This window comes from Ancylobacter amanitiformis (assembly GCF_030814815.1).
Taxonomy (GTDB): Bacteria; Pseudomonadota; Alphaproteobacteria; order Rhizobiales; family Xanthobacteraceae; genus Ancylobacter; species Ancylobacter amanitiformis.
In genome coordinates this window covers 206,020-226,754 of sequence record NZ_JAUSVR010000003.1, presented here as the reverse complement: position 1 = coordinate 226,754, position 20,735 = coordinate 206,020, and the positions used below count along the sequence as shown (strand labels likewise).

21 protein-coding genes are annotated in these 20,735 nt (G+C 68.9%); 15 read left to right on the top strand and 6 right to left on the bottom strand.

Annotated features, from left to right (window positions below; genetic code table 11):
- The first annotated feature begins 93 nt into the window (after positions 1-93).
- From QOZ99_RS06475 to QOZ99_RS06440, 8 genes are all read left to right on the top strand, one after another.
- Positions 94-921, top strand: coding sequence for an ABC transporter ATP-binding protein (locus QOZ99_RS06475; RefSeq protein ID WP_306889161.1), 828 nt, complete (start codon positions 94-96; stop codon positions 919-921).
- A gap of 11 nt (positions 922-932) precedes the next feature.
- A complete protein-coding gene (locus QOZ99_RS06470) occupies positions 933-1,730 on the top strand; it encodes an ABC transporter permease (protein ID WP_370876804.1) in 798 nt (265 codons plus the stop codon).
- Between the two features lie 5 nt (positions 1,731-1,735).
- The gene (locus tag QOZ99_RS06465; protein WP_306889160.1) at positions 1,736-3,067 is read left to right on the top strand and encodes a cytosine deaminase; all 1,332 of its coding nucleotides are present in this window, start codon (positions 1,736-1,738) and stop codon (positions 3,065-3,067) included.
- A gap of 26 nt (positions 3,068-3,093) precedes the next feature.
- A complete protein-coding gene (locus tag QOZ99_RS06460) occupies positions 3,094-4,500 on the top strand; it encodes an FAD-binding oxidoreductase (protein WP_306889159.1) in 1,407 nt (468 codons plus the stop codon).
- Between the two features lie 24 nt (positions 4,501-4,524).
- Entirely contained in the window at positions 4,525-5,118 is a 594-nt protein-coding gene (locus tag QOZ99_RS06455; protein ID WP_306889158.1) for an NAD(P)H-dependent oxidoreductase, read from the top strand.
- Between the two features lie 117 nt (positions 5,119-5,235).
- On the top strand, positions 5,236-5,733 hold the full coding sequence (locus QOZ99_RS06450; protein WP_306889330.1) for a MarR family winged helix-turn-helix transcriptional regulator: 498 nt from the start codon (positions 5,236-5,238) through the stop codon (positions 5,731-5,733).
- Positions 5,734-5,822: 89 nt separating this feature from the next.
- Complete coding sequence (locus tag QOZ99_RS06445) at positions 5,823-6,812, top strand: 2-hydroxyacid dehydrogenase (protein ID WP_306889157.1); 990 nt, start codon at positions 5,823-5,825, stop codon at positions 6,810-6,812.
- 11 nt (positions 6,813-6,823) lie between these two features.
- Positions 6,824-7,633, top strand: coding sequence for a protease inhibitor Inh/omp19 family protein (locus tag QOZ99_RS06440; protein WP_306889156.1), 810 nt, complete (start codon positions 6,824-6,826; stop codon positions 7,631-7,633).
- A gap of 33 nt (positions 7,634-7,666) precedes the next feature.
- On the opposite strand, the gene QOZ99_RS06435 is transcribed toward QOZ99_RS06440, so the two are convergent.
- From QOZ99_RS06435 to QOZ99_RS06420, 4 genes are all read right to left on the bottom strand, one after another.
- Positions 7,667-8,605 (bottom strand): DMT family transporter, encoded by a 939-nt coding sequence (locus QOZ99_RS06435; RefSeq protein WP_306889155.1) that lies wholly within the window; start codon positions 8,603-8,605, stop codon positions 7,667-7,669.
- Between the two features lie 124 nt (positions 8,606-8,729).
- A complete protein-coding gene (gene radC / locus QOZ99_RS06430; protein WP_306889154.1) occupies positions 8,730-9,494 on the bottom strand; it encodes a RadC family protein in 765 nt (254 codons plus the stop codon).
- 16 nt (positions 9,495-9,510) lie between these two features.
- Positions 9,511-10,341, bottom strand: coding sequence for a type I methionyl aminopeptidase (gene map, locus QOZ99_RS06425; protein ID WP_183190672.1), 831 nt, complete (start codon positions 10,339-10,341; stop codon positions 9,511-9,513).
- 116 nt (positions 10,342-10,457) lie between these two features.
- Positions 10,458-11,630, bottom strand: a complete 1,173-nt coding sequence (locus QOZ99_RS06420) for a GNAT family N-acetyltransferase (protein WP_306889153.1) — start codon at positions 11,628-11,630, stop codon at positions 10,458-10,460.
- 135 nt (positions 11,631-11,765) lie between these two features.
- Between QOZ99_RS06420 and QOZ99_RS06415 the strand changes: the two genes are divergently transcribed.
- The 5 genes from QOZ99_RS06415 (at position 11,766) to QOZ99_RS06395 (ending at position 16,746) form a co-directional block, all read left to right on the top strand.
- Positions 11,766-12,971 (top strand): pyridoxal phosphate-dependent aminotransferase, encoded by a 1,206-nt coding sequence (locus QOZ99_RS06415; protein ID WP_306889152.1) that lies wholly within the window; start codon positions 11,766-11,768, stop codon positions 12,969-12,971.
- Positions 12,972-12,983: 12 nt separating this feature from the next.
- Positions 12,984-13,730: a lysozyme inhibitor LprI family protein gene (locus QOZ99_RS06410; RefSeq protein ID WP_306889151.1), complete on the top strand. Its 747-nt coding sequence runs from the start codon at positions 12,984-12,986 to the stop codon at positions 13,728-13,730.
- Positions 13,731-13,863: 133 nt separating this feature from the next.
- On the top strand, positions 13,864-14,625 hold the full coding sequence (locus tag QOZ99_RS06405; protein WP_306889150.1) for an SDR family NAD(P)-dependent oxidoreductase: 762 nt from the start codon (positions 13,864-13,866) through the stop codon (positions 14,623-14,625).
- A 175-nt stretch (positions 14,626-14,800) separates the two neighbouring features.
- Positions 14,801-15,709 (top strand): sugar kinase, encoded by a 909-nt coding sequence (locus QOZ99_RS06400; protein ID WP_306889149.1) that lies wholly within the window; start codon positions 14,801-14,803, stop codon positions 15,707-15,709.
- A gap of 149 nt (positions 15,710-15,858) precedes the next feature.
- Positions 15,859-16,746, top strand: coding sequence for a cation diffusion facilitator family transporter (locus QOZ99_RS06395; protein WP_306889148.1), 888 nt, complete (start codon positions 15,859-15,861; stop codon positions 16,744-16,746).
- Positions 16,747-16,816: 70 nt separating this feature from the next.
- Here QOZ99_RS06395 and QOZ99_RS06390 read toward each other — a convergent pair whose 3' ends face one another.
- Complete coding sequence (locus QOZ99_RS06390) at positions 16,817-18,049, bottom strand: lytic murein transglycosylase (RefSeq protein WP_306889147.1); 1,233 nt, start codon at positions 18,047-18,049, stop codon at positions 16,817-16,819.
- Positions 18,050-18,168: 119 nt separating this feature from the next.
- Here QOZ99_RS06390 and QOZ99_RS06385 point away from each other — a divergent pair, with 119 nt between their 5' ends.
- Positions 18,169-18,873, top strand: coding sequence for a DJ-1/PfpI family protein (locus QOZ99_RS06385; RefSeq protein ID WP_306889146.1), 705 nt, complete (start codon positions 18,169-18,171; stop codon positions 18,871-18,873).
- Positions 18,870-19,304, top strand: a complete 435-nt coding sequence (locus QOZ99_RS06380; RefSeq protein WP_306889145.1) for an NUDIX hydrolase — start codon at positions 18,870-18,872, stop codon at positions 19,302-19,304. The genes QOZ99_RS06385 and QOZ99_RS06380 overlap by 4 nt, the downstream gene beginning before the upstream one ends.
- A gap of 90 nt (positions 19,305-19,394) precedes the next feature.
- Here the strand turns inward: QOZ99_RS06380 and oxlT are convergent, their stop codons facing one another.
- Complete coding sequence (gene oxlT, locus QOZ99_RS06375) at positions 19,395-20,732, bottom strand: oxalate/formate MFS antiporter (protein ID WP_503128548.1); 1,338 nt, start codon at positions 20,730-20,732, stop codon at positions 19,395-19,397.
- Positions 20,733-20,735: the final 3 nt, after the last annotated feature.

Sequence of the window (20,735 nt, the reverse complement as noted above, 5' to 3'; positions counted from 1 at the left end):
CATGTTGCGTTATCCCGGACGGCCGCACCGCCGATCCGGGTTGGCTCGCAGGTGGAGAGCGATCCGGGCTCTTCGGCCGGAATGACACGTAGAATGACACCGCCTGCCGACGAGATCCATTCCGCCACAGACGCCCCCCTGCTCGCGCTGAGCGGGGTGGGCAAGCGTTTCGCCAATGCCGTCACCGCGCTTGACGGGCTCGACATGCAGGTGCGGCAGGGCGAGTTTCTCTCGCTGCTGGGCCCCTCCGGCTGCGGCAAGTCGACCGCGCTGCGGCTCATTGCCGGCCTGTCCGAGCCCACCGCCGGGCGCATCGCGTGGAACGGCGCGGATGCCCCGCGCCGCGCGGGTGGCGCGGGCGTGAGCGGCGCGGGCGCCATCAGCTTCGTGTTCCAGGAACCGACGCTGATGCCCTGGGCGAACGTGTTCGCCAATGTCCATCTGCCGCTGCGCCTTTCCGGCGTCTCCCGCCGCGCGGCCGAGCCCGCCATCCTCGAGGCGCTGGAAATGGTCGGCCTGTCCGCCTTCCGCGAGGCTTATCCGCGCGAACTTTCCGGCGGCATGAAGATGCGCGTCTCCATCGCCCGCGCGCTCGTCACCAAACCGCGCCTGCTGCTGATGGACGAGCCCTTCGCCGCGCTCGACGAGATTACCCGCTTCAAGCTGAACAACGACCTGCTGCAGCTGTGGCGGCAACTGGGCTGCACCATCGTGTTCGTCACCCATTCGGTGTTCGAATCGGTGTTCCTGTCCTCGCGGATCCTCGTCTTCCGCGCCCGCCCCGGCCGGGTGTTCGCGGAAGTTTCGATCGACCCGGCGCAGCCGCGCGACGATGCCTTCCGCACCTCGCCGGAATATGCCGGCCTCTGCCGCCGGGCCTCCACCGCGCTCGCCAGCGCGATGGATGCGGGCGCGGGCTGAGGGAGATGGGCATGGGTATCGGCATGGGCATGGAACGCTCCCCCTTCCGCTGGCTGCTGCCCGCCGCCGTGCTGGCGCTCCTGGTGCTCGCCTGGGAACTGGTGGTGCGCCTCAACCAGCTGCCGCCCTATATCCTGCCGAGCCCGCTTCTGGTGGCGCAGACGCTGGTGAAGGACCGCGTCGTGCTGTTCCAGTCCATGCTGGTGACGCTGCACACCACGGTTCTGGCGCTGGCCTTCGCGGTGCTTGGCGGCGTCGGGCTGGCGCTGGTCTTCGCTTCCTCACGCATCGTCGAGTTCTCGCTGTTTCCCATCGCGGTGATCCTGCAGGTGACGCCGATCATCGCCATCGCGCCCTTGATGCTGATCTATCTCTCCACCGACACGGCGGTTCTGGTCTGCGCGTGGATCGTCGCCTTCTTCCCCGTGCTGGCCAACACCACGCTGGGGCTGAAATCGATCGATCCGAACCTGCGCGACCTGTTTCGCCTGTCCGGCGCCTCGGGCTGGCAGACGCTGGTGCAGCTGAAGCTGCCCACCGCCCTGCCCTATTTCCTCGGCGGCCTGCGCATTGCCGGCGGGCTGGCGCTGATCGGCGCCGTGGTCGGCGAGATTGCGGCGGGATCGGCCGGGCAAGGCTCGGGCCTCGCCTTCCGCATCGTCGAATCGGCCTACCGGCTCAATATTCCGCGGCTCTTCGCCAGCCTGCTGCTGATCTCCTTCGCCGGCATCCTGATCTATGGCGTATTGAGCCTCGTCTCCTGGCTGGCGCTGCGGCGCTGGCACGAGAGCGAGCTGGGCGCGGGATGAAACCCATGCCCCCTGCCCTCGATCCGTCGCCCGCCGCCCATCTGCCCGCCTCTTACGTGCTCGCCAATGCGCGCGTGCCCGCCTGCCTGCTGGCCGAAAGGTCGGGCCCGGCCGATGCGGAGGGCCTCGTCGCCCTCGACATCGCCATTACGGACGGCCGGATCGCCGCGCTCACGCCCCCCGGCGCGGGCGGGCAGGACCTGCCACGCCTGCCCCTCGCCGGGCGCCTCGCACTGCCGGGCCTCGTCGACATCCACACCCATCTCGACAAGGGCTTCATCTGGCCGCGCGCGCCCAATCCGGACGGCTCCTTCGAGGGCGCCGTCCGCGCCGTGCTGGCCGACCGGGTCAACTGGAGCGAGGAGGATATCGCCCGCCGCTTCGATTTCGCGCTGCGCTGCGCCTATGCGCACGGCACGGTGGCCATCCGCACCCATCTCGATTCCGATGGCGAGCCGGCGGAGGCGGCGTGGCGGGTGTTCGCGGATATGCGCGACCGATGGGCCGGGCGCATCGATCTCCAGGCGGTGGGGCTGATGCCGATCGAGCGCATGCTCGACGCGGCGGCCGTGGACCGGCTCATCGGGCTGGTGCGCGAACATGGCGGGCGGCTCGGCACCTACACCTATGTCACGCCCCATCTCGATGCCGGGCTGGAGCGCCTGTTCGACGCGGCCGAGCGCTTCGGCCTCGCGCTCGATCTGCATATTGACGAGCGCGACAGCGAGGCCCGCGCCCTGCACGACATCGCCGTGCTCACGCTGCGTCGCCGCTTCGAAGGCCCGATCCTCGCCGGCCATTGCTGCGCGCTGGCGCTGAAGGACGAGGCGGAAATCGACCGCACGCTGGACCTCGTGGCGCAGGCGGGCATCGCCGTCGTCGCGCTGCCGCTGTGCAATCTCTATCTGCAGGACCGCAGCGCCGCGCGCACCCCGCGCTGGCGCGGCATCACCCTGCTGCACGAAATGGCGGCGCGCGGCATCGAGGTGATGGTGGCGAGCGACAATACCCGCGATCCCTTCTATGCCTATGGCGACCTGGACCTTGTCGAGGTCTGGCGCGAGGCCAACCGCATCGCCCATCTCGACCACCCGTTCGGCGACTGGCCCGCGATCATCGCCCGCACGCCGGCGCGGCACATGGGCGTGGCGGCCGGCACGCTGGCCCCCGGCGCGCGGGCGGACCTTCTGGTGTTCACGGCGCGCAGCCTCAACGAGGTGCTCACCCGCCCGCAGGCCGACCGCATCGTGTTGCGCGCGGGCAAGGCGATCGACCGCGCGCTGCCCGATTATGGCGAACTCGACGACCGGATGGCGCCGAAAGACGCAAGAGGCTGAGGACGAGGCTGAGGACGAGGTTGTACATGGCTCACGACATCGCCGCTCTGAAGGCCCGGTTGGCGGGCATCGCGCTGGAGGACAACCCGGCGCTCGTGCGCCAGAAGAGCCGCGATTTCTTCTGGTATTCGCCAACGCTCAAGCGCCAGCTCGACACCGTGGCGGGCGAGATCATCGCCACGCCGTCGAGCGAGGGCGAGGTGCTGCGCATTCTTGAAGCCTGTTTCGCGCTCGGCATTCCGGTCACGCCGCGCGGCGCCGGCACGGGCAATTACGGGCAGGCCATGCCGCTGGCCGGCGGGCTGGTGCTGGATATGTCGGGCCTCGACAAGGTGCTGGAAGTGGCGCCCGGCCGCGTGCGGGCGCAGGCCGGCGCCATCATCGCCGATATCGATACGGCCTGCCGCTCCTCGGGCCAGGAAGTGCGTCTGCACCCTTCCACCTACCGCACCGCCTCGATCGGCGGCTTCATCGCCGGCGGCTCCGGCGGGGTCGGCTCCATCACCTGGGGCGGGCTGCGCGATCTCGGCAACATCATCCGCCTGCGCATCGCCACGCTGGAAGCCACTCCGCGGCTTCTGGAACTGTCCGGCGAGGAGGTGGAGAAGGTCGCCCACGCCTACGGCACCAACGGCATCATCCTGGAGGTCGAGATGCCGCTCGCCCCGGCCTATGACTGGATCGAGGCGATCATCGGCTTCGAGGACCTCAATCGTGCCGCCGCCTTCGCCAATGCGCTGGGCGAACAGGACGCCATCCTCAAGAAGCTCCTGTCGGTGATAGCAGCGCCGCTGCCGCAGGACTATTTCCTGCGCCACCGCAAGTATCTGCCGGCCGGTCAGCATGTGGTGCTGGCGATGATCGCGCCGATCGCCAGCGCCGCCTTCGACAGCTTCACCGCGCGCTGGGGCGGGAATGTGCTGTTCCACTCCGACCGCGCCGGCACCGAGGAGGCCCGCGGCCTGCCGCCGCTCTACGAACTCGCCTGGAACCACACGACGCTGCGCGCGCTGCGTGTCGACCCGGCCATCACCTATCTGCAGACGCTCTATCCGTTTCCCGACCAGCTCGCGCTTGTCGCCCGCATCCACGAGGAACTGGGCGACGAGGTGCCGGCTCATCTCGAATTCGTGCGGTTCGACGGCAAGATCACCTGTTTCGGCCTGCCGCTGGTGCGTTTCACGGACGAGGCACGGCTGGAGGCGATCATCGCGCGGCACGAGGCGCTGGGCATTCCCGTGTTCAACCCGCACCGCTACACGCTGGAGGAAGGCGGCATGAAGCAGACCGACGCCGTCCAGCTCGCCTTCAAGCGCGAGACGGACCCGGCCGGCCTGCTCAACCCCGGCAAGATGATCGCCTGGGAGAACCCGGACTTCGACTTCGCCACCGGGCGGACCTATCTCTTCCCCGGCCTGTCGGCGCAGGCGTGACGAGAAAGCCTGAGGAGACGGGCAATGCGCGTGCTTGTGGTCTACTGCCATCCGGTCGAGGAGAGCTTCACCGCCGCGGTGCGCGACGCGGCGATCCGCGGCCTCGCGCGGGCGGGCCACGAGGTGGACCTGATCGACCTCTACGCCTCCGGCTTCGAGGCGGTGATGAGCCGGCAGGAGCGGCTCGCCTATCACACGCCCGGCGAGAACACGCGCGCCATCGCCGACCATCTGGCGCGGGTGAAGGCGGCGGAAGCGCTGGTCTTCGTCGCGCCTACCTGGTGGTATGGGCCGCCGGCTATGCTGAAAGGCTGGCTCGACCGCGTTCTGGTGCCGTTCGAGACCTTCGGCATACCGCAGCCCTTTCGTCCGCTGGAGCGCCGGCTCACCAATATCCGCGTCCTCGCCGCCGTCTCCACGCTCGGCTCGCCCTGGTATTGGTGGCTCTGGGTCGGCCAGCCCGGGCGGCGCATCCTGCTGGAAGGGCTGGGCGGCATCATTCATCCGCGGGCGCGCAAGCTGTGGCTGGCCTTGCACAGCATGGATTCGGCCAGCGCGGCCCGGCGCGCCGGCTTCCTCGCCCGCGTGGAAGCGAAATTCGCCGCGCTGCGGCCCTAGAGGAAGCAATTTCCCAACACTTTGACGGCGAAGTGGATTACAGCCATGTTCCTGTCACGGCATCGCGCTTGAGTTGCAGCACCGAGTCGTCGTTGCGGCCACATGATGGGTACCCCCATGAAGGACGGCTACGAGAAGAGCATCGGCCATCGGCTTCACCATGCCGCTCGCCTGCAGCGCGCGCTGGCGGCGCGGCGGCTTCAGGAACTCGGGTTGTTTCCGGGCCAGGAGACCGCGCTGAAACTGCTCGCCGAATCGGACGGGCGGACCATGACCGAACTGGCCGCCGCGCTGCGCGTGCGCCCGCCCACCGCCTCCAAGACGGTGGGCCGCCTCTCGGCTCAGGGGCTGCTGGAGCGGCGTGCCTCGGATGGCGATGCCCGGCTGGTGCGCGTGCACCTCACCGACGAAGGCCGCACCCGCGCCGGCGCCATTGACGGCATCTGGGATTCGCTGGAGGACGTGACCGTCGCCGGGCTCGACGGCAAGGACCGCAAGCGCCTGCGCAAGCTGCTGCGCAAGATCGAGAAGAACCTGACGAGCCAGCTCGGCATCGCCCCCGAAGCCGAGACCGAGGCCGAGGATGAGCCCGAACCCGTCGACGAAACCGCCTGAGACGAAGGCGGGGGGCAGCGCTGCGGCGGGCTTGAAACCGCGCGCGCTTTGATGACGAATACGCTCCCTGCCGCCCAGGAGCATGTCCCATGGCCGATGCCGCCCGTCCCGAACTGCTGCAGACCGGCCCGATGATGCCGATGATCGAGGCGCAGCTGTCGCAGCATTTCATCGTCCACCGGCTCGATGCGCCGGACGCGGAGGCGCAGCTTGCCGAGGCCGGCGGGCGTATCCGCGCCGTCGCCACCGGCGTCGGCTCGACGGCCGGCGGCGCCCGAAGGGTGACGCAGGCTCTGCTCGCCCGGCTGCCCAGGGTAGAGATCGTCGCCAATTTCGGCGTGGGCTATGATTCGGTGGAAGTCGCCGCCGCCGCCGCCCGCGGCATCGTCGTCACCAACACGCCCGGTGTGCTCGATGACGAAGTGGCCGATCTCACCATCGGCCTGCTGCTGGCGACCGTGCGGCGGATTCCCCAGGCGGAACGCCATCTGCGCGCCGGGCTGTGGCCGAAGGGTGGGTTTCCGCTGAGCCCGACCCTGCGTGATCGTTCCATCGGCCTCATTGGCATGGGCCGCATCGGCCAGGCCATCGCCCGGCGGCTTGCCGGCTTCGGGCGCCCCATCGCCTATCATAGCCGGCGTCCGGTGGAGGATCTGCCCTATCCCCATTACCCTGATCTCGTCGCACTGGCGCGTGACGTCGACGTGCTCATCGCCATCCTTCCCGGCGGACCCGAGACCAACCACCTGATCAATGCCGAGGTGCTCTCGGCGCTGGGTCCCACCGGCATTCTCATCAATGTCGCGCGCGGCTCGGTGGTGGACGAGGAGGCGCTCATCCGCGCGCTGAAGGACGGCACCATCGCTGGCGCGGGGCTCGACGTGTTCGCCCATGAGCCCAACGTGCCGGCGGATCTGATCGCGCTGGACAATGCCGTGCTGCTGCCGCACATCGCCTCCGCCACCCATGTGACGCGCAACGCCATGGGCCAGCTGGTGGTCGACAATCTCCTCGCCTGGTTCGACGGGCGCGGCCCGCTGACGCCGGTGCCCGAAACACCGGTGCCGGGGCCCGGCTGAGGAGGCGCGCCATGCCACAGGCGCACGGCCCGCTCATCTCCTCCCGCCTGCTCGGGAAAATCGCCCCGGCGCTGTTCGCCGCCGCCCTGCTGGTCTCCACGCTCGGTTCCAGCGCGGGGGCGCAGGGCGCGGGAAGCGGCACGCCGGCGGAGGCTGCCGGGCAGCTGGCGGACGCCTATCGGCTGACCAATGCCGATGGTGACCGCGTCTGCCCGCTCACCCTGTCCGTCAAGCGGGCGAAGGAAGCGCCCAGGGGCGCGGCCGCGAGCGGGCCGGGCGCGGCCGCGCCCCTGGGCGCTTCCTTCGCCATCGATTTCGACCGGCCGGCCTGCGCCGCCGCGATCCTGTTCAGCGCCGACATTGCCAGCTGGGCACCCGGAGCCGGCAATTCCATCCATCTCCTCAATGGCGCCGGGCAGCTGGTGGCCGAGTTCACCGAGGGCGTCGGCGGCAATTGGGAAGCACTGCGCGAGGGAGACGGCGTCTATTTCCTGGTCAATCCGCGCCTTGCCGATTCCGCCACCACCCAGCCGGGCGATCTGGTCGGGTTGTGGGAACTGGCGGATGCCACCGGCACCCCGGCCTGCCGCGTGCGGCTGGCGGAGGAGACGTTGAAGCCCGGCGTGTACCGCCTCGCGCCGGATCCCGCCTGCGCGGCCCTGCTGGGGCGCACCCTCCCGGACCGCTGGCGGCTCGATGGCGGCGATCTCGTGCTGGAAACCGCCGGTGGCAACCGCGTGCGCTTCGCCTCCAGCGAGGATGGGGCCTGGGCCAAGGTGCCCGAGGATAGCCGCCCGCTCCTGCTCAGCCGCGCTCCCTGATCGGCCCGGAGAAACGCGCCTCTGGCGGGCTGTTCAGCGCCGTCGGCGCAGCACGATGGCGATGCTGGCGAGCACCACCGCCAGCCCCAGCAGCGAGACGGCCGAGAGTTCCTCACCGAGAATCATCCAGCCGAGCAGCACGCCGACGATCGGGTTCACATAGGCGAAGGTGGAGGCGACCACCGGGCTGAAACTGGTCAGCACCTTGAGGTAGGAACTGAGCCCGATCACCGAGGCAAACACGGTGAGAAAGCCGAAGGCCAGCCATTGCCGGGTGCTCGGGTCGACAGGCAGCGGCGCGCTTTCGTACAGCGCCAGCGAACTGAGCACGATGGCCGAGACGAACATCTGGAAGGATGCCGCCCAGTCCGGCCGGATCCGCCGCATCAGCGGGCGCTGGATGATGGTGCCGAGCGACCAGCTCAGACCCGCCGCGACCACGAGCAGGATGGTGAACCCGGTATAGCCCGGCTCGATAATGGCGCGGTGCGTCTCGAGCAGCGCCGGCGAAACGACCAGGAACAGGCCGGCAAGGCCGAGCAGGATGCCGAGCACCACCCGCAGCGAGGGAATCGTCCGCCCGATGATGAGATCGAGCAGGCAGGCCCAGAGCGGGATGGCCCCCATCATCATGACGATGAAGCTGGATGAGGCGTGGCGCGCGGCGAGCGTCGCCAGCCCGTTTCCGCCCATCCACATGAACAGGCCGCTCACCGCGCACAACGCGAGATCGCGTCGGTTGGGCAAAGGCGGCCAGCCATAGCGCGCCAGCGTGACCGCGCCGAGCAGAAGCGAGGCGCACCACAGGCGCGAGGATTGCAGCTGCAGCACGGTGATCGCCGCCGGCCCCGACAGGCTGACCTTCACCGCGAGATAGGAGCCGCCCCAGACCACATAGATGATGACGAGATGGATATAGGCGGAGAGCGGAATGGCCGGTGCGGGGCCGCGATCGGCCACGGAGGAAGTCATGAGGACGCGCTTACCTTCGGCGCACGGCAGCCCCGCGGCGCGGTCTCCGGCTGGCCCTGCCATCCCACACCGCGTGCGGCGAGGCAATGGGATCCTATCCGCGCCCCGCCCCCATCCATCGGTCTCAAATCAGCCGCAGCCCTTTCAGGCTGGCATGCCCGTCCTTGCCCACGATGATGTGATCATGCACCTCGATGCCGAGCGGCCTGGCCACGTCGATGATCGTCTTGGTCATCTGGATATCGGCATTGGAGGGGGTGGGATCACCGCTCGGGTGGTTGTGGACGAGAATGAGAGCGCTGGCGGCCACTTCCAGCGCCCGCTTCACCACCTCGCGCGGATAGACCGGGGTGTGGTCCACCGTGCCGCGCTGCTGAACCTCGTCGAGAATGAGCTGGTTGCGCTTGTCGAGGAACAGGATGCGGAACTGCTCCTGCTCGGCATAGGCCATCGAGGCCCGGCAATGGGCGATCACCGCGCTCCAGGAGGAGAGCACCGGGCGCGCCCGCAGCCGCTCCCGCGTCACCCGCTCCACCGCGGCGCCGATCACCTTGAACTCGGTGATGATCGCGTCGCCGACGCCCTTCACCTCGCGCAGCCGACCGGGCGAGGCGGTGATGACCTCGGCGAAGGAGCCGAAGCGGTCGACCAGCGCCTTGGCCAGCGGCTTCACATCCGCGCGCGGCACGGCGCGGAACAGCACCAGTTCCAGCAGTTCATAGTCGGGCATCGCATCCGCCCCGCCCAGCCGGAACCGGTCGCGCAGCCGTTCGCGGTGGCCGACAAAATGCGATGTCGTCTCGCTGAAGCCGGTCACGCCGGGAGGCGAATCGGATCGACAGCCCTCCGGATCCGCGCAGCCCTCGGGCGTTGCCTTTTTCCGCGCCATGCGGGCCCCAAACCGTTCAGTCGTGATGTCCGAAGATCGGCTTGTGGTAGCCCTTGGGCGAGAGCGTGAAGATCTCGCAACCCGTCTCCGTCACCCCCACCGCATGCTCGAACTGCGCCGAGAGCGACCGGTCGCGCGTGACCGCCGTCCAGCCGTCGGAGAGCACCTTCACATGCGGCCGGCCGAGATTGATCATCGGTTCGATGGTGAAGATCATGCCCGGCAGCAGTTCCGGGCCTTCGCCGCGCCGCCCGACATGGACGATGTTCGGCTCGTCGTGGAACAGTTGGCCCACGCCATGTCCGCAGAAATCGCGTACCACGCTCATGTGCAGCGGCTCGACGAATTCCTGGATCGCCGCGCCGATATCGCCGACATGATGACCCGGCTTCACCTCGGCAATGCCGCGCATCAGCGATTCGTAGGTCACGTCGAGCAGCCGCTCGGCGCGGCGGGGAATCTCGCCCACCGGGAACATGCGGCTCGAATCGCCGTACCAGCCATCGACGATCAGCGTCACGTCGACATTGACGACGTCGCCCTCACGCAGCGGCTTGTCGTTGGGGATGCCGTGGCAGACGACATGGTTGATCGAGGTGCAGGTGGACTTGCGGTAGCCGCGATACATCAGCGTCGCCGGCAGCGCGCCGTGATCCATGGCGAACTCGAACACGGCATTGTCGATCGCCTCGGTCGACAGGCCCGGCCGCACCATTTCGTGCACCAGGTCCAGCGCCTCGGCGGTCAACCGGCCCGCCTTGCGCATGCCGGCGAAGCCCTCGGGCCCGTGCAGCTTGATATGGCCCGTCTTGCGCAGCGGCGCGGTGGCCGCCTCCACATAATTCATCATCACACGTCCAGTCCGAGAGCTTACCGAGAATGTAAGCAATCTGCCGCCACACGCAAGAAACGCAGGATAGGCGCCCGTGATGGCGCGCCCGCCGCGCGTTCAATCCCGCTCCCTCAGTCCAGCGCCTTCGCCAGGTGCACCAGCCGGCGGTCGGGCAGTTGCTCCACCCGCTCGATCGAGTAGCCCTTGCGCCGGTACCAGTGGATGTTGGCCGAAAGCGGCTCGCCGGTATAGAGCCGCACCATGCGCCGGCCGAGCGCGCGGGCGCGCGCTTCCCCCGCCGCGAGCAGCAGGTTGCCGACGCCGCCGGCCTGCGCCTGCGGCGCCACGGCGAGGCTATCGGTCAAGAGGTCGTCCGCCCGGTTGTGCAGAATCAGCACCCCGTCGAGGCCGGATGCGCCGGAGGCACTTTCCAGCACCCACACCTCGCGCTCGCGGAAGACGCGGGCATAGTCCCACAGCAGCGGCACCGGCTCGACGCCCAGCAGCAGGCGGTTGCGCGCATAGGCCCCGTGCTGCACCGCTTCGACCGCGGCGCGGTCCGCGAGGCTGGCCCGCCGCAGCGTGCGCGTGCCCACTTCCAGCCGCTCGGCATTGAGAAGGCCCAGCGGCACGACCTGCCGCCCCTCGGCATCGAAATTCGTCGGCGCAAGCCAGCTTTCGAAGGCCCCCGCGATCTGCGGCCACTCCTCCTCCAGCATGGCGAACCACGCGGTATCGCGGTTGCGGCCCTTGACGATCATGTGGTGGCGGAAAAGGCCCTCGAAACGGAAGCCGTAGCGCAAGCCCGCCCGGCGCGAGGGGGCGTTGAGCGCGTTGCACTTCCACTCGTAGCGCCGGTAGCCGAGATCCTCGAAGACGTGGCGCGCCATCAGGTACATCGCCTCGGTGCCGCCCGGCGTGCGCATCAGCGCCGGAGTGTAGAGGATGTGCCCGACCTCGATCGTCCGGTTGGCCGGGTCGATCCGCAGATAGGTCGCGTGCCCCACCGCGACGCCGCTCGCCTTGTCGACAATCGCGAACATCAGCGGATCCTCGCGCAGCGCGGCCGCCTGATAATGGGCATCGAAGGCGGCGGGGTCCTCATAGGGACCGTTGGGCAGATAGGCCCAGATCGCCTCTTTCTGCGCCCCGTGCGCGGCCGCGTAGAGCGCGGGGCCGTGCGCGGTCGCGTCGAACGGGACGAGATCGACATGCGAGCCGGAGATCATCACGCGGGTGGGCCGCTGGGCCGGCGTCGTGTCGACCACGTCGCCGAGAGGATTTTGCGTGTCGACCGGCGGCATGGCTCTTCCCCTTTTTCGGCAGCACGAAACGGCCTCCGCGCGGCCCTTGAACACCCGCGCTGTCCGTGTGACAGCTTGGCTCAAACTACAAGCGATTTCTCGCTATCTGGCCGCAGAGCCAATCCGGAGGACCCGATGACGCCAGTTGCCCGCTTCCGGCCGCACCCGATACCCGCCTTCGACCGCATCGGCGAGGAAAACGCCTTCGCCGTGCTGGCGCGGGCCGCCGCGCTGGCGGCGCAGGGGCGCGACATCATCAATCTGGGCATCGGCCAGCCGGATTTCGCGACGCCGGAGCACATTGTCGAGGCCGCGATCCAGGCGCTGCGCGACGGCCATCACGGCTACACACCCTCGGTGGGCATCGAGCCGTTGCGGGTGGCGGTGGCGGCGGACGTCAACCGCCGCTTCGCGGTCGAGATCGACCCGGGCCGCGTGGTCATCGTGCCCGGCGGCAAGGTGACGATGTTCAGCGCCATCCTCATGCTGGGCGAGCCGGGGGCGGAAATCCTCTATCCCGACCCCGGCTTTCCCATCTACCGCTCGATGATCGAGTTCACCGGCGCCACCCCGGTGCCGGTGCCGATCCGCGAGGCGAACGGCTTCGCCTTCTCGGCGGAGGAGACGCTGTCCCTCATCACCCCGGCCACCCGCCTCCTCATCCTCAACTCGCCCGCCAACCCCACCGGCGGCGTCACGCCCAAGGCCGAGATCGACAAGCTGGTGGCGGGGCTGGCGGAGCACCCGCAGGTCGTCATCCTCTCCGACGAGATCTACGACCAGTTCCTGTTCGATGGCGAGGCGCACACCACGCTGCTGGCCTATCCCGAGATCCGCGACCGGCTGATCCTGCTCAACGGCTGGTCGAAGACCTACGCGATGACCGGCTGGCGGCTCGGCTGGTCGCTGTGGCCGGAAGGGCTTTACGATCCGATGCGCAAGCTGGCGGTCAATGCCTGGTCCTGCGTCAACGCGCCGGCCCAATTCGCCGCGCTCGCCGCGCTCACCGGCCCACAGGATTGCGTCGGCGCGATGCTGGCCGAGTTCGAGCGCCGGCGCGCGATCGTGGTCGAGGGGCTCAACGCGCTGCCCGGCCTATCCTGCGCCACGCCGCGCGGCGCGTTCTATGCCTTTCCCAACGTGGCGGGAACGGGTTGGAAATCGGCGAAGAAACTGGCCTCGGCCTTGCTCGACGAGACCGGCGTTGCTACCATCGGTGGTCCTGATTTCGGCGTGCACGGCGAAGGGTATATCCGCCTCTCCTACGCCAACTCGGCCGAGAATATTCTCCGCGCCCTCGAACGCATGGGTCGCTTCCTCAACGAGCGCCCTGCCGCCTGACGGAGTCGTGCCATGCACCGTGCCGCCAAGCGTCGTGTTCCCGGGCGTGTCCCTTCCGCACACCCGCTTTCCGGACATGTTCTTTCCGGGCGCCGGCTGTTCGAGCACGGCATCGCCGCGGCGACGCTGGCCCTGATGCTGGCGGTGTCCGGGCATTCCGCCATCGCCGCGCCCGAGGGCGAATGCGTGAAGGGCAAGGATGCGCGCAGCTATCTCGATTGCCTGAACCAGGTTCAGAAGGCAGGCGAGCAGCGTCTGGACCAGGCGGTGGCCGCCGCGTTGGCCGGGATTGAGGCACGGCAGGAATTGCAGGCGCCGCAGCGCAGGCGCTGGATCGCCCTGTTCAACGAATCGCAGAGCCGGTTCGTGAACTGGCGCAATTTCGAATGCCAGAGCATCGCCCCTTATGAGGGGGGCGCGGGTGAGAAGACGGTGGGCGGCCGGCTCGGCGGCGCCGCGGTGATTGAGCAGCGCATCACCTGCCTCACCAGCCTCAACGACGCGCGCGCCGCCGATATCGAGCGGCGCTACCAAATCCCCGCCCATCTGCCCCCGCCGGAGCCGCCGGCAAACAGCCCCACCGCCATAGCCGCTCCGCCCGCGTCCAATCCGCCCGCGCCCGCGCCGCCCACACCGGCGGCGGCGCGCGCCGCATCACCCGCTCCCCCCTCCGGCGGTGCGCTCCCCGTCACCGCGCCGGCCGAGGCGCCGCGGGCGAGCGACACGCCGCCCGGCTCGGTGCGCATCATCCTGCCCTGAGCGTCCGCTCGCGCGCGCAAACGCGCCGGCCGTGCCGGTTCCCTGCCGATAATCGCAACGGGCGACTTGCCGCGCCCGCTCGCTTGGGGGAATCATTCGCCAGCGAAATAGCCCCCATGAAGGAAGACGAGACATGGACCTCGGACTGAAAGGCCTGCGCGCCATCGTCACCGGCGGCACCAAGGGCATCGGCCTCGCCATCGCCGAGACGCTGGCAGCGGAAGGGGCCGATGTCGCCCTGTGCAGCCGCAATGCGGGCGAGGCGGAAGCCACCGCCGCCCGGCTCGCCGAAAAGGGCGTGAAAACCTTTGGAGCGGGCGTCGACGTCTCCGACGGCCCGGCGCTCGCTGCCTTTGTCGAGCAGGCCGCGGCGGCGTTCGGCGGGCTGGACATCGTGGTCGCCAATGTCAGCGCGCTGGCCATCGGCAATGACGAGGAAAGCTGGAACAAGGGTTTCCAGACCGACCTGATGGGCACGGTGCGGCTGGTGGACGCTGCCCTGCCCTATCTTGAGACCAGCGATGCGGCGGCCATCGTCACCATTTCCTCGGTCTCCGGCCGCGAGATCGACTTCGCCGCCGGCCCGTATGGCGTGTTCAAGGCAGCGCTGGTGCATTACACGCAGGGCCTCGCCTTCACCCTCGCGCCGAAGAAGATCCGCGCCAACACGGTCTCGCCCGGCAATACCTATTTCAAGGGCGGCGTGTGGGACCAGATCGAGCAGGGCAACCCCACGCTGTTTGCCGACGCGCTGGCGCTGAACCCCACCGGCCGCATGGCGACCCCGCAGGAAATCGCCAATGCGGCGGTGTTCCTGGCCAGCCCGGCGGCGAGCTTCGTCTATGGAACCAACCTCGTGGTGGACGGGGCGCTGACGCGCGGCGTCCAGCTCTGATCCGCGCATCCGCGCAAGATCGCCCCGCGCAAGGCCGCCTGCGCCCGGGGCAGTCTTGCGCGGGGCGGCGTGGCGAACGCGCCCCGCCCGCCACCTTCGCCACCCAAACTTGCCCTCGCGCGCAAATAGGGTGACCCTCCCGCCCGAATCGCAGCGCGAACGGAGGGCAGGCGGTATGGCAAAGGTCATCTCGATCGGCGAGGTCATGGCGGAATTCGCGCGTGGCGCCGATGGCCGCTACGGCGCGGCCTATGGTGGCGACACGTTCAATACCGCCGTCTATCTCGCCCGAGCCGGGGTCTCCGTCGGCTATGCCACCGCGCTCGGCGACGATACCTATTCCGAGGCGATCCGCGCCGCCGCGGAAGCCGAGGGCATCGACACGCGCACCATGGCACGCGTCGCCGGCCGCACCGTGGGCCTTTATGTCATCGATACCGATTCGCGTGGCGAGCGCAGCTTCACCTATTGGCGCGACACCTCGCCGGCCCGCGAACTGTTCGAACTGACGGGCTGGGAGACGATCGCCGAGCAGGTCATCGAGGCGAGCGTGGTCTATCTCTCCGGCATCACGCTGTCGCTCTATTCCAATATCGGCCTCGGCCGGCTGCTGGCGACGCTGGAATTCGCCCGCGAACGGGGCACCCGCATCGTGTTCGACGGCAATTTCCGTCCCCGCGGCTGGGGCGGCGATGTCGCCCGCGCCCGCACCGTCTACGCGCAGGCACTCAAGCGCTGCTCGATCGCCCTGCCCACCTTCGAGGACGAGGCGATGCTGTGGGGCGACGGCTCGCCCGCCGCCACCGCCGAGCGCCTCGCCACGTTCGGCGTGCCGGAAATCGTGGTGAAGAACGGCGCGGAAGGGGCGTTGGTCTTCACGGAAGGGTCCTCGCATCTGGTGCCCATCCCCGCGCCGGTGGAACCCGTCGATACCACGGCGGCCGGCGACAGCTTCAATGCCGCCTATCTCGCCGCCCGGCTGCAGGGCGCGGCCCCGGTGGAGGCGGCGCAGGCCGGCCATGCGCTGGCCGGGCTCGTCATCCGCCACCGCGGCGCCATCCTGCCCCGCACCGCCAATGCCTGACGCGAGCCCGCAGGGCGCCACCGCCGCGGGCATTTGCGAACGCTTCTGCGACTAACTTGCAAGTTATTGAGCTTACTTGATTTTCCTTTCCCGAGGCACTAGTGGTCCGCCGCAGGGCGCGCGGCGCCGGAAACAGCACGGCGGCGCGTATGGGACTGTCCTCACGGATCGCATTGATCAATGTCGGCGTCAGCATCGCGGTGCTGGGGCTGAAATATGTGGCCTATCTGCTCACCGGCAGCATCGCGCTCTATTCGGACGCGCTGGAAAGCATCGTCAATGTCGCGACCTCGGTCGCCGCCGTGCTGGCGCTGCGCGTCAGCGCCAAGCCCGCCGATGCGAACCATCCCTATGGCTATGCCAAGGCCGAGTATTTCTCGGCCGTCATCGTCGGCGTGCTCATCGTGGTCGCGGCAGTCTCGATCTTTCGCGAGGTCTATCTCAACTGGTTCGAGGCGCACAGCTTCGACGCCGCGCCGCAGGGGCTGATGATCAATGCGGGCGCCGGAATCATCAATGCGGTGTGGTGCGTCGTGCTGTTCCGCAGCGGCCGGCGCGCGCGCTCGCCCGCGCTGATCGCCGATGCCCAGCATCTGCTCACCGATGTGATCTCCTCCGCCGGCGTGCTGATCGGCGTCGCCCTCGCCATGGTCTCGGGATGGGAGAAGCTCGACCTCATCCTCGCCGGGCTGGTGGCGGTCAATATCCTGTGGTCGGGCTGGAAAGTGCTGAAGGAAAGCGTCGGCGGGCTGATGGACCAGGCCGTGCCGTCCGACACGCTGGGGCGCATCCGCACCGTCATCGCGGCAGAGGCGACCGGCGCCATCGAGGCGCATGACCTGCGCACCCGGCAGGCCGGGCGCATGATCTTCGTCGACTTCCATCTGGTCGTGCCGGGCGAGATGGCGGTGAGCGAGGCCCATGCGATCTGCGACCGGATCGAGGATGCGCTGGAAGCCGAAGTGGCCGACGTGCTCGTCAACATCCATGTCGAGCCCGAGGTGAAGGCCAAGCAGCTCGGCATTCCGGTTCTGTAGCCGCCTTGTCCCCCTGTCAGCCCTCCCGGCCGCCGTGAAGCCCGGGGGGAGCCGAGTTGGAGGTGCGCTCTCAGCGCCCCGCCTTCAGGGCAGCCAGAAGCTCCGGGCTGGGATAGGAATCGGCCGGCAGGCCGAGCCGCATCTGCTCGACCTTGATCGCCTGCCGGGTGGCGGCGCCGGCAATGCCGTCGACCCGGCCCACATGATGCCCGCGCGCATTGAGCAGCCGCTGCAGCTCGATCACCTGCGCCTGCGACAGTACCGGGATCGCCTTGCCCTGCCCGCGACTATAGGCCCCCGCCCCCGCCACGCGCGCGGCGAGATAGGCGGCCGAGGTCGCGTAGGTGAGCGAGTTGTTCCACTCGGTGAAGATGTTGAAATTGGGATAGACGAGGAAGGCGGGCCCGTTGCGCCCCATTGGCAGCAGCACCGAGCCGGTCAGGTTGTCGGCGGGAAGCGCCGACCCGTTGGCGCGCACCACGCCGAATCGCGCCCATTGCGCGCGCGGCAGCTTGATGGAGAGATCCGCCTGGTCCCAGGGCAGGTTCGCCGGCACGCGCACCTCTTCCAACCAGGGCTGCCCGCGCTGCCAGCCGAGCGCCTTGATATAGTTCGCGGCCGAGGCCAGCGCGTCCGGCGTGGAGCGCAGCAGGTCGACCCGGCCGTCGCCGTCGAAATCGACGCCATAGTTGAAATAATGGTCGGGCAGGAACTGGAACTGCCCGAGTTCGCCGGCCCACGGGCCGCGCATGGTGGCCGGCGTCAGGTCGCCGCGGTCGATGATCTTCAGCGCGGAGAGCAGCTGCGTGCGGAACACCTCCGCCCGCCGGCAGTCCCAGGCCAGCGAGGCCACCGAGCGCAGCGTGTTCTTGTCGCCCATGAAGGCGCCGAAATCCGTCTCCAGCCCCCAGAAGGCCACCAGCACCGCGCCGGGCACGCCGAATTGCTGCTCGATGCGGTCGAACAGCGCCTGATTCTTCTGGATCAGCGCCCGGCCCTGCTGGATGCGGTAATTAGCGACCATGCGGTCGGAAAACTCGAAGAAGCTCTGGCCGAACACCTTCTGGCCCCGATCGGTGCCGACCACGTTGGCGTCATAGGTGATGCCGTTCAGCGCCGTCGCCACGGTGCGCGCGGAAACGCCCTGCGCCACCGCCTGCCGCTTGAAGCCCTCCAGCCACTCGTTGAACCCGGCGCCCGAATTGCCGCAGGGCTGTGACTGGGCCAGCGCCGGGCCCGCCGCCACCGCCGTGCCGATGAGGAGGGCGATACCCGCCAGACCTGCCCTGCTGATCGTCGCCATGATGCTTCCTCGCCCTCGCTCCGGATTCGTTGGCACCACAATGGCGCCGAAACACCGCCTTCACCAGAGGCGACGACCGGTGCAGGATGCCCCTCGATCCTAGGGAGACCGGATACGCGATGAACATCGTCATGCTGCTCTATCCCGGGCTGACGCAGCTCGACCTGACCGGTCCGTTCGACGTCTTCGCCCGGTTTCCCGAGCTCCAGCGGCACCTTGCCTGGAAGACGCTCGATCCCGTCACCGACAGTGGCGGGCTCCGGCTGCTGCCGAGCGTCACGCTCGCGCAGTGTCCACCGGCCGACATTCTCTTCGTGCCGGGCGGACCCGGCCAGCTGGCATTGATGGAGGATGGCGAGGTGCTGGACTTCCTGCGCCGGCAGGCCGCCGGCGCGCGCTACGTCACCTCGGTCTGCACCGGCTCGCTGGTGCTGGCGGCGGCCGGCCTGCTCACGGGGCACCGGGCCACCTCGCACTGGCTGTCGCTGGAGCAGTTGCGCCTGTTCGGCGTCGAACCGGTCGATGAGCGCGTGGTTGTCGACGGTTCGGTCGTGACCGGCGCCGGCGTCACGTCAGGGATCGATTTCGCCCTCACCCTCGCGGCACTGCTATTCGGCGAGCCGCGGGCCCGGCATGCGCAGCTCTTCATGGAATATGACCCCGCCCCGCCCTTTGCCGGCGGCACACCGCGCACCAGCGAGCCCGCGCTTGCCGCGCTGATTCGCGCGGAGACGGCTCCCTTCCAGCAGAGGCGGCGGGAGGCGGCCCAGCGCGCGGCCGACGCGCTCGCGGCACATGCCGCCGGGGCGGTATCCCTCACATGAGCGGGGTGCGCGCCATTCCCGCCGTGCTCGCCCTGGTCGTGCGTGCGGATGCGGTGCTGCTGGTGCGGCGCGCCAATCCGCCGGATCAGGGCCTGTGGGGATTTCCCGGCGGGCGCATGGAGAGAGGCGAGAGCCATCTCGCGGCGGCGCTGCGCGAGCTCGACGAGGAAACCGGCATCGTGGCGGATGCGCCGCGGCTGATCACCGTACTCGACTTCATCGAGCATGACGGGGACGGCCGGCTCGCCCATCATTTCGCGATGATCGCCGTGCTGTGCCGCTGGCGGGCGGGCGAGGCGGTTGCCGCCGACGACGCGCTGGAGGCGCGCTGGTTCGACATGGCACAGGTCCTCTCGCTGGGGCGGAGCGCCAGCGCCAAGGTGGCCTATCTCGCCGACCTTGCCCTGACCAGCCCTGGACGCGCCGATTAGGTGCCGGACGCCCCTGCGGGGCCCGCCACAAACAGAAATGCGGGCTTCACAGGGAAGCCCGCATCCATGCTCGCCGGAGCGATGTCAGGTTCAGGCGTGGGCCTGGGCCGCACCCTTCGGGCCGAGCGGCGACGGCGGCGACGCCACGCCTCCGGACCGGGCGACATGAGCCTTGAACACACGCGGCAGCACCGCGATGGCCAGGAAGGCGGCGAACAGGTCCATGCCCGCGACCGTATAGAGCACGGTCGACCAGGTGCCGGTGGCCTCCATCAGCAGGTTGCCGACCGGCACGAACAGCGCGCCGATACCCTTGGCGGTGTACAGCACGCCGTAGATCTTGCCGATATGCTTGGTGCCGAAGGCGTCGCCGGCCAGCGCCGAGAACAGCGAGTAGACTTCGCCCCAGGCCAGGAACACGACGCCGGACAGGATCAGGAACGCCCACGGATTGTGGCCGAAGGCGCCGAGCGCGATGATGCCGAGGCCTTCGAGGGTGAAGGCGATAACCATGGTCTTCTCACGGCCGATATGGTCGGAGATCCAGCCGAACAGCGGACGCGAGATGCCGTTCATGACGCGGTCGAGCATCAGGGCGAGCGGCAGGGCGGCCATGACGAAGAAGTACAGGTCGACCTTGAACTCCTTCACGCCGAGATCCTGCGCGATGACGCCGAGCTGGGCGACAGCCATCATGCCGCCGGTGACGACGCAGATGAACATGAGGAACATCAGCCAGAACAGCTTGGTGTTCAGCGCTTCCTTCAGCGTGTAGTCGCGACGGCTCTGGTTGAGCTTGTCGGACGCCTTCACCTGGCCGGCCTTGGGCGAGCGCAGGAACCACGCCGCGACGAAGGCGAGACCGCCCTGCAGCAGGCCGAAGAAGAAGAAGGTTTCCTGGAAGCCCGACGATTCGATCATCGCCGCGATGGGCAGGATGGTGGCGGCGGAACCCGCGCCATAGCCGCCCGCGGTGAGGCCGACGGCGAGGCCGCGACGGTCCGGGAACCACTTCAGCGCGTTGTTGATGCAGGTCGCGTAGATCGAGCCGACGCCGATGCCGCCGATCGCCGCGCCGACATAGAAGCCGAACAGCGAGGTGGCCTGCGAGTTGATGACCCAGGCGGTGCCGATGAACAGCGCGCCGAACGCCACCATCAGGCGCGGGCCGAACTTGTCGATGAAGAAGCCCTCGATGGGCGCGAGCCAGGTCTGCACCAGCACGAAGATGGTGAAGGCGATCTGGATCGAGGCGCGTTCCCAGCCGAAGGTCTGCTGGATCTCGGGAACGAACAGGGTCCAGGCGTACTGGATGTTGGCGGTCGCCACCATGCAGACGACGCCGACGACCAGCTGCAGCCAGCGGCGGCTTTCGGAAAAGTCCTTGCCGGGCCCGAGGGCCGCCGGCGTGGGGGTATACGTGCTCAAGGG

Coding starts and splice junctions, on each gene's coding strand:
- QOZ99_RS06440 (WP_306889156.1), top strand. CDS start 6,824: ATGCCACAGGCGCACGGCCCGCTCATCTCCTCCCGCCTGCTCGGGAAA.
- QOZ99_RS06380 (WP_306889145.1), top strand. CDS start 18,870: ATGAGCGGGGTGCGCGCCATTCCCGCCGTGCTCGCCCTGGTCGTGCGT.
- QOZ99_RS06390 (WP_306889147.1), bottom strand. CDS start 18,049: ATGGCGACGATCAGCAGGGCAGGTCTGGCGGGTATCGCCCTCCTCATC.
- QOZ99_RS06395 (WP_306889148.1), top strand. CDS start 15,859: ATGGGACTGTCCTCACGGATCGCATTGATCAATGTCGGCGTCAGCATC.
- QOZ99_RS06450 (WP_306889330.1), top strand. CDS start 5,236: ATGAAGGACGGCTACGAGAAGAGCATCGGCCATCGGCTTCACCATGCC.
- QOZ99_RS06465 (WP_306889160.1), top strand. CDS start 1,736: ATGCCCCCTGCCCTCGATCCGTCGCCCGCCGCCCATCTGCCCGCCTCT.
- QOZ99_RS06410 (WP_306889151.1), top strand. CDS start 12,984: ATGCACCGTGCCGCCAAGCGTCGTGTTCCCGGGCGTGTCCCTTCCGCA.
- QOZ99_RS06445 (WP_306889157.1), top strand. CDS start 5,823: ATGGCCGATGCCGCCCGTCCCGAACTGCTGCAGACCGGCCCGATGATG.
- radC (WP_306889154.1), bottom strand. CDS start 9,494: ATGGCGCGGAAAAAGGCAACGCCCGAGGGCTGCGCGGATCCGGAGGGC.
- QOZ99_RS06405 (WP_306889150.1), top strand. CDS start 13,864: ATGGACCTCGGACTGAAAGGCCTGCGCGCCATCGTCACCGGCGGCACC.
- map (WP_183190672.1), bottom strand. CDS start 10,341: ATGAATTATGTGGAGGCGGCCACCGCGCCGCTGCGCAAGACGGGCCAT.
- QOZ99_RS06460 (WP_306889159.1), top strand. CDS start 3,094: ATGGCTCACGACATCGCCGCTCTGAAGGCCCGGTTGGCGGGCATCGCG.
- QOZ99_RS06475 (WP_306889161.1), top strand. CDS start 94: ATGACACCGCCTGCCGACGAGATCCATTCCGCCACAGACGCCCCCCTG.
- QOZ99_RS06455 (WP_306889158.1), top strand. CDS start 4,525: ATGCGCGTGCTTGTGGTCTACTGCCATCCGGTCGAGGAGAGCTTCACC.
- QOZ99_RS06400 (WP_306889149.1), top strand. CDS start 14,801: ATGGCAAAGGTCATCTCGATCGGCGAGGTCATGGCGGAATTCGCGCGT.
- QOZ99_RS06385 (WP_306889146.1), top strand. CDS start 18,169: ATGAACATCGTCATGCTGCTCTATCCCGGGCTGACGCAGCTCGACCTG.
- QOZ99_RS06420 (WP_306889153.1), bottom strand. CDS start 11,630: ATGCCGCCGGTCGACACGCAAAATCCTCTCGGCGACGTGGTCGACACG.
- QOZ99_RS06470 (WP_370876804.1), top strand. CDS start 933: ATGGGTATCGGCATGGGCATGGAACGCTCCCCCTTCCGCTGGCTGCTG.
- QOZ99_RS06415 (WP_306889152.1), top strand. CDS start 11,766: ATGACGCCAGTTGCCCGCTTCCGGCCGCACCCGATACCCGCCTTCGAC.
- QOZ99_RS06435 (WP_306889155.1), bottom strand. CDS start 8,605: ATGACTTCCTCCGTGGCCGATCGCGGCCCCGCACCGGCCATTCCGCTC.